The 12,545-nt window shown below is 42.3% G+C and carries 10 protein-coding genes, 1 rRNA gene and 1 pseudogene; 3 read left to right on the forward strand and 9 right to left on the reverse strand.

The window, feature by feature from the left end:
* Together BM213_RS12230 and BM213_RS12235 are read right to left on the reverse strand one after the other, a co-directional pair.
* Positions 1-241: ribosomal RNA gene (locus BM213_RS12230) — 16S ribosomal RNA — on the reverse strand; the annotation flags it as partial.
* A gap of 188 nt (positions 242-429) precedes the next feature.
* On the reverse strand, positions 430-1,317 hold the full coding sequence (locus BM213_RS12235; protein ID WP_091704569.1) for a nucleotidyltransferase-like protein: 888 nt from the start codon (positions 1,315-1,317) through the stop codon (positions 430-432).
* Between the two features lie 119 nt (positions 1,318-1,436).
* Between BM213_RS12235 and BM213_RS12240 the strand changes: the two genes are divergently transcribed.
* Positions 1,437-1,799, forward strand: a complete 363-nt coding sequence (locus BM213_RS12240; RefSeq protein WP_004577816.1) for a YgzB family protein — start codon at positions 1,437-1,439, stop codon at positions 1,797-1,799.
* Positions 1,800-1,825: 26 nt separating this feature from the next.
* Here the strand turns inward: BM213_RS12240 and perR are convergent, their stop codons facing one another.
* The 6 genes from perR to BM213_RS12270 all read right to left on the reverse strand — a co-directional run bounded on the left by perR (position 1,826) and on the right by BM213_RS12270 (position 5,933).
* Positions 1,826-2,269 (reverse strand): peroxide-responsive transcriptional repressor PerR, encoded by a 444-nt coding sequence (gene perR / locus BM213_RS12245; RefSeq protein WP_091704572.1) that lies wholly within the window; start codon positions 2,267-2,269, stop codon positions 1,826-1,828.
* Positions 2,270-2,450: 181 nt separating this feature from the next.
* Positions 2,451-2,912: a thioredoxin-dependent thiol peroxidase gene (bcp, locus tag BM213_RS12250; RefSeq protein ID WP_091704575.1), complete on the reverse strand. Its 462-nt coding sequence runs from the start codon at positions 2,910-2,912 to the stop codon at positions 2,451-2,453.
* Between the two features lie 10 nt (positions 2,913-2,922).
* Positions 2,923-3,321 carry a potassium channel family protein gene (locus tag BM213_RS12255; protein ID WP_091704578.1) on the reverse strand — a complete coding sequence of 133 codons (399 nt, stop codon included), beginning with the start codon at positions 3,319-3,321 and terminating at the stop codon, positions 2,923-2,925.
* Between the two features lie 42 nt (positions 3,322-3,363).
* Positions 3,364-4,149 carry an ABC transporter permease gene (locus BM213_RS12260; RefSeq protein WP_091704581.1) on the reverse strand — a complete coding sequence of 262 codons (786 nt, stop codon included), beginning with the start codon at positions 4,147-4,149 and terminating at the stop codon, positions 3,364-3,366.
* Positions 4,150-4,153: 4 nt separating this feature from the next.
* Positions 4,154-4,945 (reverse strand): ABC transporter permease, encoded by a 792-nt coding sequence (locus BM213_RS12265; protein ID WP_091704583.1) that lies wholly within the window; start codon positions 4,943-4,945, stop codon positions 4,154-4,156.
* Positions 4,938-5,933: an ABC transporter ATP-binding protein gene (locus tag BM213_RS12270; RefSeq protein WP_091704586.1), complete on the reverse strand. Its 996-nt coding sequence runs from the start codon at positions 5,931-5,933 to the stop codon at positions 4,938-4,940. Before BM213_RS12270 ends, BM213_RS12265 begins: the two co-directional genes overlap by 8 nt.
* A 133-nt stretch (positions 5,934-6,066) precedes the next feature.
* On the opposite strand from BM213_RS12270, the gene BM213_RS12275 reads away from it, so the two are divergent.
* Positions 6,067-7,362 carry a glutamate-1-semialdehyde 2,1-aminomutase gene (locus BM213_RS12275; RefSeq protein WP_091704589.1) on the forward strand — a complete coding sequence of 432 codons (1,296 nt, stop codon included), beginning with the start codon at positions 6,067-6,069 and terminating at the stop codon, positions 7,360-7,362.
* A gap of 263 nt (positions 7,363-7,625) precedes the next feature.
* Positions 7,626-12,095: a glutamate synthase-related protein gene (locus BM213_RS12280; RefSeq protein WP_091704593.1), complete on the forward strand. Its 4,470-nt coding sequence runs from the start codon at positions 7,626-7,628 to the stop codon at positions 12,093-12,095.
* Positions 12,096-12,271: 176 nt separating this feature from the next.
* Here BM213_RS12280 and BM213_RS12285 read toward each other — a convergent pair.
* Positions 12,272-12,545 (reverse strand): annotated as a pseudogene (locus tag BM213_RS12285) (RNA-guided endonuclease TnpB family protein); the annotation flags it as partial.

Below are 12,545 nucleotides of genomic sequence, written 5' to 3' on the forward strand. Positions count from 1 at the left end.
GCCCATCCTGTAGCGGCAGCTTGCGCCGCCTTTCAACGAAACGTCATGCGACATTTCGTGTTATCCGGTATTAGCACCGATTTCTCGGTGTTATCCCCGTCTACAGGGCAGGTTGCCCACGTGTTACTCACCCGTCCGCCGCTAACGATTCAAAAGCAAGCTTTCGAATCGTCCGCTCGACTTGCATGTATTAGGCACGCCGCCAGCGTTCGTCCTGAGCCAGGATCAAACTCTCCATAGAAAGTTTATCTCTCTAGCTTCATACGCTTTTCGCTTCGTTCAGTTTTCAAGGAACATCTTTGTCGTTTTTAAGCGACTTTTTCATACTATCATATCGTAAATCTCATGTCAACAACAAACTTTTTCATTTTAACCGTCGCCACATCTCAGCAGCGACGATTAAAAATATATCACGAACATTTCTAAACGTCAACACCTTTTCTTTATTTTTTTTTCAACTACATAATGTCTATGAAACACCCCTTGTCCTTTCGTTGTTATTTTTTCGACAGAGAGCACGTGTTTTTCAACTAAAAATTCAAGGAAAATAGCTAAATCAACCCCGTATACCGCCAGCTCTTCCTCATTTAGCAATTCGGCCATAGACCATGATGTCTCCCTTTTTGTAAGCACATCTAAAAGATGGCTTGCCCCTTGTTTGAGTTTCGAATGGATAAAAAAGTCACTTGCTAAAAATAATAACTGCAATCGCTTATCGAGCGGCTCTTCACTTCCCACTAACTCGGCATATAGTTTGTAAATTTGCGGTTCAATATGCTTCACTTGATTCCATACAGTCACCTCAGGATAAAAGCCATTTTCAATAATAGCTAGGCGCGCCAAATGGTGAAGAGCATGAAGGATATGATTGTAAGAATCCAGCCACTGATCTTTTTCAAAAAAACTTCTTCCCTCTATGTAACGACGAGCTAATTTTGCAAATTCAATGCCCATCTTGACCTTTCTCTCTTCTTCTGGAAACTGCAAGAGACGTTGTCGCAACTGCTCAATATATTCATTTCGATCAAACAAAACCTTCCCGTTCAACAGCCAATTTATCACTTTTCGATTTGAGCCAAGCAGCACCCATTCTTTTACTTGATGTTCGTCGACGACGTGCAACGATGCGCTTTTTTCTTCAAATGCATAATGCTTAATAAAAACTTTTTCCTCTCCTTTCTGAACAATAACAAATAAAATAACGTCAAATAAATCCGTCTCCGGAGAGTAATCCGACCCTTTTTCAACCATTAAAATTCCAAGCGTATGAGGGTGACTAGCGCGCTCTTGGTAAATCGGACGCAACAAATCTTCCATACCCGTTTCCTCCATTTTTCAACATTGTTTGACCGTATTCGACATTTTTCAAAAAACTCCTGCTGATTACTGCTTATCATTTAAAACTTATGATATAGTTATGCATAGGAGGCGATAGTGTGGGTGTAAAATATTCAAGCAAGATCAATAAAATTCGTACATTTGCATTAAGTTTAATTTTTATCGGTTTTTTCGTCATGTACGCCGGAATATTTTTTCGTACATCCCCAATTGTCATGACGTTATTTATGATTTTAGGATTATTGTTTATTATTGCAAGCACGGTCGTTTATTTTTGGATCGGGATGTTGTCCACAAAAACCGTACAAGTCGTTTGTCCATCATGTAATAAAGTGACAAAAATGTTAGGCAGAGTCGACGTATGCATGTACTGCAACGAGCCTCTTACGCTTGATCCGACACTTGAAGGAAAAGAGTTTGATGAAAAATATAATCGAAAAACAAGAAACATAAAAAGCTGATAGCATACCGCTACCAGCTTTTTATGTTAATGATGTCCTTTTTGACAGGTCGGACAAGTTCCATAAATCTCCATACGATGATAACTAACTTTAAATCCCGTCACATGTGCCGCTAAATCTTCTACTTCATCTAACCCCGGATAGTGAAAGTCAACAATTTTTCCACACACTTCACAAATGACGTGATAATGATGCGTCGTAACAAAATCAAAACGACTCGAGGCATCACCGTACGTCAATTCTTTGACAAGACCGACCTCTTTGAACACACGCAAGTTGTTATACACCGTCGCGACACTCATATTTGGAAATTTTCCTTCCAAAGCTTTATAAATTTCATCCGCTGTTGGATGGGACATCGACTGAATCAAATATTCGAGTATCGCATGACGTTGCGGTGTAATACGGACGCCGGTTTCTTTCAACGTGTGAAGCGCTTCTTTTAATTGCTGTGCGTGCGTCACCGTCATGCACCCCACTTTCATTTATAAAAATTATAATTATTACTTTGTAATTTTTATAAACAGTGTACAAAAAACTGAAACCGTTTGTCAATTGTATTTTTAGGCAAGAAAAAAAGGCGACTCTTAAAGAATCGCCGCATACATCATTGAGGAGGTGTGTTCTGCTATATCGTACGCAACGATCGTGTTATTCGTTTGAGCCAATCGCCTCTTTTAAAGCGCCTAGCACCTCTTCAACATGCCCATTTACCTTCACTTTTCTCCACTCTTTTATTATGTGACCATTCGGATCAATTAAAAACGTCGAACGCTCAATGCCCATATACTCTTTCCCGAAGTTTTTCTTCAACTTCCATACATGATACGCTTTTGCTACGTCTTGTTTTTCATCGGAAAGAAGTAAAAACGGCAAGTTATGCTTTTCGATAAACTTTTTGTGACGCTCAAGTGAATCAGGACTAATACCGATAACGACCGCCCCGAGCTTAGTCAACGTTTCATAATGGTCACGAAAATGACAAGCTTCCGTCGTACACCCTGGCGTCATATCTTTCGGATAAAAGTACAAAACGACATACTTCCCACGAAATTGCGACAATGTGACTTGTTCGCCATTGCTCGCTGGCAATGTAAAATCAGGTGCTTGCATATTTTCCCTCCTACTTCCTTTCTACGTCCATAACAATGCGAACGACGAAGGCAGCTGGCAGCGCATAGCCGAGCAACGCTTCGAGCATTGCAATCCATCGACCAATCCCGATTGGTACAATATCCCCATAACCAACGGAAAGCAATGTGACCGCACTAAAATATAAACTCGTTTCAACATATTGTAAAAAATGAGAAGCCTCTATGTTCTTCCCATTTTCCATCATAACAACATGTCCATTTATATGCAAAATTGTATAAACAAGCGCAAATCCAATCATCGTCGTTGAATAGACGAATATGATCGCAATGAAGTTTTTTACTGAGATGACGGAATGTTTCGTTTGCCAAAATGAGAAAACACTCATACATATAATAAAAACAATTAGCGCGATGAATACATATATCACAACACCCCCTCCTGTCCTCATATATACGAGAGGATGTCGCAATTAATTCCCGGCTCCGCGATAACGTTTGACTCCTGCATTCCACAGCAAAACAGACAAAGTAAAACATACGATTCCCATGACCGGTGTTAAAAATGAATACATGTACCATTCCGTTTTGCGCAAAAAGTAAGCCGACGGATATACACCAACAAATGCAAACGGCAAAACCCAAGTTAAAACGTAGCGGATTACACGATTATAAATATCAACAGGGTATCTTCCATAGTTTCCGATATTATACATCATCGGCATAATCGAACTGCGTGCATCGGACCAAAAGCTAATGCTAGCTAATGAAATAAAAATACCTGCGTAAACGAACGTACCTCCTAATACAAAAAGAACAAACAAAATGACGTCATACCAATGAAACGTCAAATGTAATTTTGCAGCAGCATAACTCATAATGACTAAGCCAGTAATCCCTCCAAGAAGCGACTCGAGCTCCATGCGCTCAAGCACAATTTGAAACAAACTATGCACCGGACGGGTGAGCACGCGATCCATTTCGCCCCGTACGATGTACCGTTCATTAAAGTCCCATATGTTAAAAAACGAAGCAAATAAAGCAAACGGAACTAAAAAGAAGCCGTAAATAAAAATAATTTCATCACGCGTCCATCCGTTTAATAGTTGTGTATGTCCAAAGACAACAAGAATAAAAATTAAATTCACACCTTGAAACATTAAGTCAGATAAAAACTCAACAAACAAATCTGTCCGATATTGCAACTTTGTTTTTACATATTGGCTCATATATTGAAAGAAAATAGACATATAAAACATGCGCTCACCCCCCTTGAATGATGAGTTTTCGTTTAGCCGCTTTCCATAGTAAATAAATTGGAACAATTAATACGATACACCAAACGGCTTGAAACATCATTCCTCGCACCGCTTCATTCTCGGTAAAACTTTCCGTAAAAATCATGCTCGGAATATAGCTAATCGCTTGGAAAGGTAAATATTTCATCACATCTTGTGCCCATTCCGGGTAAAAGCTGATTGGCAAAATAAGTCCTGAAAACAAATCAATAATAAACCGTTTAGCTCGGAGTAGTCCTTCCCCATTTAATGTAAAAAATGTAACCATCCCTGCAAGCAAATTGAGCTGAGAGTTAATGATAAAACTGAGTATTGTCGACAAGACGAAATATGCCCACGTATGCGCGTTCGTTGTAAATTGAAGCGAGAATACGAAAGTAACAATGAGCATCCCTGGTAATGAAAAGAAAAACAATCGAAAAATTCCTTCGCCAAGCCCTTGCATCGTCTTCATAACTAAGTAGTTGTACGGACGAATTAACTCAATCGCTACTTTTCCTTCGCGAATTTCCATTGCAATTTCACGATCGATATTATTGAAGTAAAATGCTCTTGCCATCCATGCAATAGCGACGTACGTCGTCATTTGTTCGACTGTCATTCCTTGAATAGACGGCTGTCCTCCATAAATGGCAGACCATAAAAAATAATACGCTCCGATATTAATGCTATAAATAAAAATGCCGCTATAATAGTTCGTGCGATAAGCTAGCATCATTAAAAAACGCATTCGAATCATTTCAATGTATTTACCCATGATGAATCCCTTCTTCGTAAATATTACGGATCACTTCCTCCGTCGATACTTCACGAATGTGAATGTCTTTAAGTTCATAGGAAGACACAATCTTTCCGATCACATGAGCCATGTCATCCGCTCGCACATGCGCAATCCAACTATGCCGATCTTCCCCTTCCTCCCATGTTACATCGATAAGCGAAATGAGCTGCTCTTTGGAAACAACATCGCGAAATTGAAACTGAATTTGCTTCCCTTCTCCCCAATTTTGTTTTAACCGTTGCAATGAACCGTCATAAATAATTTTTCCTTCATCAAGCATAATGACACGCTCACAAAGCGCCTCAATATCCGTCATATCATGAGTCGTTAATAAAATGGTCGTGTTGTACTTTTCGTTAATTTCTTTTAGAAATTGACGAATTTTTAGTTTGACAAGCACATCTAAGCCGATCGTCGGTTCATCTAAAAATAAAAGCGGAGGATTATGAATGAGCGCCGCCGCTAATTCGCAGCGCATTCGCTGCCCGAGCGACAACTTACGAACAGGTTTATCTAACAACGAACCAATATCTAGCGTTTCAATGACATGATCCATATGTTCTTTATAGTCATGATCAGAAACGCGATATACTTTTTTTAACAAGCGAAACGATTCTTGCACCGCAATATCCCACCATAGCTGCGAACGTTGACCAAACACAACGCCGATCGTCTGCACGAAACGTTCCCGTTCTTTATGTGGATTCATCCCATTTACAACGATTCGCCCAGATGTCGGCGTTAAAATTCCTGTCAGCATTTTTATTGTCGTCGATTTACCTGCTCCGTTCTCCCCGATATAGCCAACCATTTCCCCTTGCTTCACTGTAAACGAAATGTCGTCAACTGCCCGAATCGTTTTATAATTTCTCGTAAACAAATCACGAAACGCACCAGCTAAACCAGATCGGCTCGAGTACGATTTAAATTCTTTACGCAGTTTTTCTACTTCAATCGCATACATATTTCTCACCTCTCAAAAAATCACTATTTAATAGTGTAACGAAAATGTTTCAACTCAACAAATGGTGTGCTCAAATAAATGTGATAAAATAAACACCATGAAAGAAATTTTACATAAAAGGAGGAGGCTTCGCGTGAATTTTACGAAGTCTGAACAACTATATCAAGAGGCGCTTGAGCATATTGTCGGCGGCGTCAACAGTCCCTCACGTTCATATAAAGCAGTTGGAGGCGGTGCACCTGTCGTCATGGAAAGGGCGCAAGGCGCATACTTTTGGGATGTAGACGGCAATAAATATATCGATTATTTGGCCGCTTACGGTCCTATTATTACAGGACATGCCCATCCACACATTACGAAGGCAATTCAGCATGCAGCCGAGAACGGTGTGTTATACGGAACGCCAACACCGTATGAAATTACGTTTGCAAAAATGTTAAAAGAGGCCATCCCTTCCCTCGAAAAAGTACGTTTCGTCAACTCAGGAACAGAGGCGGTTATGACGACGATTCGCGTCGCCCGTGCTTATACCGGCCGAGACAAAATTGTAAAATTTGCTGGATGCTATCACGGACATTCTGATCTCGTTCTCGTCGCCGCAGGTTCCGGTCCATCAACGTTAGGAACTCCAGATTCCGCCGGCGTACCAAAAAGCATCGCACAAGAGGTCATTACTGTACCTTTTAACGACATACATGCTTTTAAACACGCGATGGATCGTTGGGGGCATGAAGTAGCCGCTGTGCTTGTCGAACCTATTGTAGGCAACTTCGGCATCGTTGAACCAAAACCAGGTTTTCTGCAAGCAATCAACGACATTGCTCATGCAGTTGGAGCGCTTGTGATTTACGATGAAGTCATTACTGCTTTCCGCTTTATGTATGGCGGGGCACAAAACTTACTTCATATCGAGCCGGATTTAACTGCACTTGGGAAAATTATTGGCGGCGGTTTACCAATTGGAGCATATGGGGGAAGAAAAGACATTATGGAACAAGTAGCTCCGCTTGGTCCTGCTTACCAAGCAGGGACGATGGCAGGGAACCCAGCTTCCATTTTAGCAGGCATCGCTTGCTTAGAAGTATTACAACAAGAAGGCGTGTACGAGCATCTCGACCATCTCGGCGCCATGTTAGAGGCAGGAATTTTAACCCACGCCAAAACATACGATATTCCTGTGACGATTAACCGTCTAAAAGGGGCTCTCACCGTATACTTTACAACAGAAAAAGTAGAAAACTATGAACAAGCGGAACGAACAGACGGAGAGATGTTTGCAAAATTTTTTAAGCTCATGCTTCATCAAGGCATTAACCTCGCCCCTTCGAAATATGAAGCATGGTTCATTACGTTAGCACATACAGAGGAAGATATTGAATATACAATTGAAGCGGTAGAACGGGCATTTAAAACATTAAAAAATGAATAAATATACAAAAACAACGGGGTAGGAGCATGTTCTCCACCTCGTTGTTTTTGCCTAAAACAAAATGAAAACGCTTACATTATTTGTGAACGATTGGTTACATAGCTTGAATATCGTATCCAAAAACATGAATAAATAATTGATTTTCCTTTATGAACGTGCTAATATAAACTATAAAATTTAGAAAATTTCATTTTTTTAAAAAAGTTTTTGTAGGAGGTGGCGAAGGCGAGAAGCGAATGATAGTCGCTTGTAAGCCGCATGCTATGAAACAACGGTGGAATCCAGCTTCATTTCAACATTTTTACAAACATGAGCACGACGCGTGTGGAATTGTCGCTGCGGTTGAAAAACGACGCATCCCGACAAGAGAAAACATTACAACATGTATTAACGCCCTCGTCACAATGAATCATCGCGCAGGATTTATCAACGGAGAAGGAGATGGCGTCGGCATCCACATCGACATTCCAAAAGCGCTTTGGAAAGAAAAATTGGCCGTTGCCCAACTTAATCCTCAACTCGTTGACCGCGATGATTTTATCGTTGGCCATATATTTATTACACGAACAACGAACGTGGAAGAAAAAAAAGCGCGCATGCGCCAATTGTTTGCTCAATTTCATCTCACGCTTATTTTTGAATCTGATCGCGTCACATCTTCTTCAGCGCTTGGTCCAATCGCTTTACGTGAAGAACCGGTATTTTGGCAAATTGCCCTTTTGCCTAGCAAACATACAACCCTCGCTAGCACGTTGTTTGAATTAACTGTTGAAATAGAAAAAGATGAACACGTTCACGTCGCTTCTTTAAGTAATTATCATGCTATTTATAAAGTGATGGGCGCCGGAGACATTTTGCCAAAATACTATCACGATTTAGCAAGTCCGCTCGTCGCATCAACGATGACACTTGGTCATAATCGATATTCAACGAATACACTCTCAAACTTTTTCCGGGTGCAGCCGTTCAGCGTGCTAGGTCATAACGGGGAAATTAATACGATCGCTAAACTTCGTGAGGAAGCTACGATGATCGGCGTGCCGCTAACAAACGGCGGAAGCGACTCACAAGACTTGAGCCGAACGATGGAAACACTCATTTATCGCGATGGGTATACGTTATTTGAAGCAATGGATTTGTTGTTCCCGCCCATTGTAAATGAAATAAAAAACTACCCTGCACATCTACAAGATTTATATACTTACGTTCGCGAAGCGTGGGGACATTTTGCTCAAGGTCCTGCCGGAATCATTTCGCGCCATGCTGATGAAGCGGTATTTAGCGTTGATGCGCTCGGATTGCGCCCACTTTGGAAAGTTGAGACCGAGCATCGTTACGTATTCGCATCTGAGCCAGGAATTATTCCAACGTGCGAATACACAGGCGAACCAAAACCGCTCGCCCCAGGGGAAAAAATCGGCTTAAAATGGCAAGATGATGGAACAGTTCGTATTTACGAGTACGCGGACTATCAGCAAGAAGTGTACAACCGCATGCGACAGCGGCTAAATATTGAGAATATGCGGCAACGTCTACAAACGCCGACATTCAAACCTTATGTGCTCGTTGCTCAACCAACAAAAGTGCATAATGGACAATACGCTGCATTCGGTTGGGATCGCGAACATATTCAATTGCTCGAACAAATGGCGGAAAAAGGTGCTGAACCGATTCGCTCCCTCGGTCACGATGCTCCGCTTGCAGCGATCGATCCTGAACGGAAAAATATTGCGGACTTTATTAAAGAAAGCGTAGCAGTTGTCACAAACCCAGCCATCGATCGCGATCGAGAAACTGAGCACTTTTCTACTCGTGTCGTCGTTGGAAAACGACCAAGCATCGTACTTAATGAAGAACATCCGTACACTGTAGAGCTTCTTTCCCCTGTTTTAATCGAAGGAAAACTCGGCAATGAATGTGCGGAGACGTTACAGCAACCATCATATGACCAACTTGTTCATGCATTCGAAGAAAAACAGTTAACATACTTTATATCGGCTACCTTTTTTGAAAAAGAAACTATTCCAGCCGCGTTAAATCGCTTAAGTGAAGAAGCGTGCGAAGCAGTCGGAAACGGAAAAACGTTGCTCGTCATTGACGATGCAAAAGCACATCAAAACGGGCATTTATGGATTGATCCGCTCCTTGTCATATCATCCATCGATCAAGCGTTAACAAAAGCGGGGATAAGAAGACATTGTTCTCTCTTACTTCGCTCCGGTGCGATTCGCTCACTTCACGACTTGATCGTCGCTTACGGACTCGGCGCTAACGTCATTAGCCCATATTTAATGTTTGCTACAGTTGCTGATTCGTCGACTCGACCAGCCGTTCATTTGTATCAAGCGTTAAATAAAGGGCTCGAAAAAGTCATTTCAACGATCGGTATTCACGAGTTACGCGGATATAGTCGACTATTTTCGTCCATTGGATTGCATGACGAAATCGCAGCTGTACTAAATATCGTTAACTTTTTCGGCTCGCACACACTTATCCAAAATTTTGACACATTAAAACAAGATGCGATTGCACGAGCTAAAGATTTTGAAGCAGAACAAGCGAAACTGCGCAAAACATTCCACGTCTTTCCACGCATTTGGAAAGCGATTGGCGAAGTAGCTCAAACCGGCTCATACGACAGCTATCGTGACAAATTGACAGAAATCGAAACGGGGACACCAACAGCCATTCGTCATTTAACTGATTTAAAACTGGCAAGCACGCCAGCCAAAAAGGAGCAAGTCGACATTTCAGTTGGTGAACATAGCTTGCCGTTTGTCATTGCTTCGATGTCATTCGGTTCACAAAATGAAATTGCCTTTCGTGCATATGCCGAAGCAGCGAATCGCCTCAACATGATCAGCTTAAACGGTGAAGGTGGCGAAATTAAAGATATGCTCGGTAAATATCCGCGCACGCGCGGGCAGCAAGTAGCATCTGGGCGATTCGGTGTCAATGCAGAACTGCTCAACTCATCCAATTTGCTTGAAATTAAAATCGGGCAAGGCGCGAAACCGGGCGAAGGTGGTCATTTACCTGGTTCAAAAGTAACAGCTAAAATTGCTGAGGCACGCAACGCAACGATCGGCTCGGATTTAATTTCACCGTCAAACAACCATGACATTTATTCAATCGAAGACTTAGCGCAAATGATTGCCGAACTAAAAACGGCTAACGATCGGGCAAAAGTTGCTGTGAAAGTGCCAGTCGTTCCGAATATCGGAACAATTGCTGTCGGAATTGCAAAAGCGGGGGCAGACATCATTACGCTGAGCGGCTTTGACGGTGGAACAGGTGCTGCGCGCATCCATGCGATTCAACACGTTGGCCTGCCAGTGGAAATCGGGGTCAAGGCGGCACATAATGCCCTTTTAGAAGCGGGATTGCGCGATCAAGTAGAAATTTGGGCAGACGGTGGAATACGAAGTGCTATGGACGTTATGAAAGTGATGCTTCTTGGCGCGAATCGTGTCGGTTTTGGTACGTTAGCGATGATTGCAATCGGGTGTACGACATGCCGCGGTTGTCACTTAGATACGTGTCACGTCGGAATCGCCACGCAAATTGAATCGGAAGCGCAAGCAAAAGAGCACGGTTTACGCCGCTTCGTTCCAAGACAATTTGAGCAAGCTGTGCAAAACTTAGTTCGTTTCTTTACAGCTTTCGGCGAGGAGCTAAAAACGCTTACCGCTTCGCTCGGCTATACAAACTTACAACAACTTGTCGGACGCTCCGATTTACTCGAGCAGACGCGTGGACGGGACCGCATGGACTTGACAACATTATTAAAACCGTTAGATATCGGACAATGGTATCAAAAAGAAATCGCAGCGACATCGGAAGAAGGAAAACTTGCTGTTGCAGCTGGCGCGGAATATTTGGATTACCATGTTGAAGATTTGCATCGTTCACGTGAATTTTCAACCGTCACAGCGGAACAACGTGTGCTCGGCAGCCGCGTAGCGTGCCATCGCGTACGTGGTCGATTAGACGGATCGTATAAAAAGCTACCAAATATTTCTCTACGCTACAAAGATGGCTCTGTTCCGGGCAATGGACTTGGGGCGTATAACGTTACTGGCATTCATATTCACGTCGACGGGGGCGCGCAAGATGGTGTTGGAAAAACATCGTTTGGTGGCGGCATCTTCGTCTTCAAAGCAAAAGGAAAAGACGGAAAGTTTTATAATGGCTCGGTAGGAAAAGGATTTGGTTACGGAGCGCAAAAAGGATTGCTAGTTGTTCAAGGAAATGCTGATGCACGCGCAGGCATTCGCCTATCAGGGGCCGATATCATTATCGGAGGGCAAGTGACGAAGCCAATCCCTGAAATTGAACATGGCAACATCGGTGTCAACGCAAACATTAAAGGCTTTGCCTTTGAGTATATGACAAACGGACGCGGGCTCGTTCTCGGCGATCCAGGGCCATGGATTTGTGCAGGAATGACTGGCGGTGTCGTTTATTTGCGCTACCAGCCAGAAATGGGCTTAACGAAAGCGGCGCTTGAACGTCGCATCGCCAAAGGAGCGAACGTTACGATTCAACCGCTTAACGAAAAAGGAAAAGCGGACGTGAGAGAACTGCTTCGCACATATGTTGATTTGCTTATCGAACACGAACAGCACGACGAAGCAGCAACGCTTCAACCGTTGTTGCAACAACCGGAACAACACTTTTTCCAAGTCATCCCGAAAAAAGAACAAGCAGATCCATCTGTGTCAACGGAATAAACATAAAAAGAACTGCTTCAAAAAATGAGGCAGTTCTTTTAATTTTTTTCTTTTGTCTTGATATACTGATAAAAAACATGTATATTTGTTTGTTGTTCTAACAAGATGGTGAACTACCCCCACTTAATTTTATAGCGAAAATTTGAAGTGGGGGCTTCCAAAGAAGTTTGACTGCTTTAAACAATCCTTATTCTTTGAGGCGTGTCCACTTCGCCGCTAGAGCATAAGACACTCAGGTCTACAGCTTTACTTTTCTTTAAGATGTTTAATGCGCCATTGACATCAGCATTAATTAGTTTGCCGGACTTTGTTCGATACAAGCCGCGCTTAATACGTTTGCCGCTGAACTTATATTCTTTTGGATTGTCGGCATTATATTCAGGAATCTCATCGCCGTCAAAAAAGCTGGCTTGAGACGTATATGATTCTTCCTGTTTCAAGAATTCAATG

The sequence above is a fragment of the Anoxybacillus pushchinoensis genome, assembly GCF_900111795.1.
Taxonomy (GTDB): Bacteria; Bacillota; Bacilli; order Bacillales; family Anoxybacillaceae; genus Anoxybacillus; species Anoxybacillus pushchinoensis.

Coding starts and splice junctions, on each gene's coding strand:
- bcp (WP_091704575.1), bottom strand. CDS start 2,912: ATGCAAGCACCTGATTTTACATTGCCAGCGAGCAATGGCGAACAAGTC.
- BM213_RS12235 (WP_091704569.1), bottom strand. CDS start 1,317: ATGGAAGATTTGTTGCGTCCGATTTACCAAGAGCGCGCTAGTCACCCT.
- BM213_RS12260 (WP_091704581.1), bottom strand. CDS start 4,149: ATGTTTTATATGTCTATTTTCTTTCAATATATGAGCCAATATGTAAAA.
- BM213_RS12270 (WP_091704586.1), bottom strand. CDS start 5,933: ATGTATGCGATTGAAGTAGAAAAACTGCGTAAAGAATTTAAATCGTAC.
- BM213_RS12265 (WP_091704583.1), bottom strand. CDS start 4,945: ATGGGTAAATACATTGAAATGATTCGAATGCGTTTTTTAATGATGCTA.
- BM213_RS12280 (WP_091704593.1), top strand. CDS start 7,626: ATGAAACAACGGTGGAATCCAGCTTCATTTCAACATTTTTACAAACAT.
- perR (WP_091704572.1), bottom strand. CDS start 2,269: ATGACGGTGACGCACGCACAGCAATTAAAAGAAGCGCTTCACACGTTG.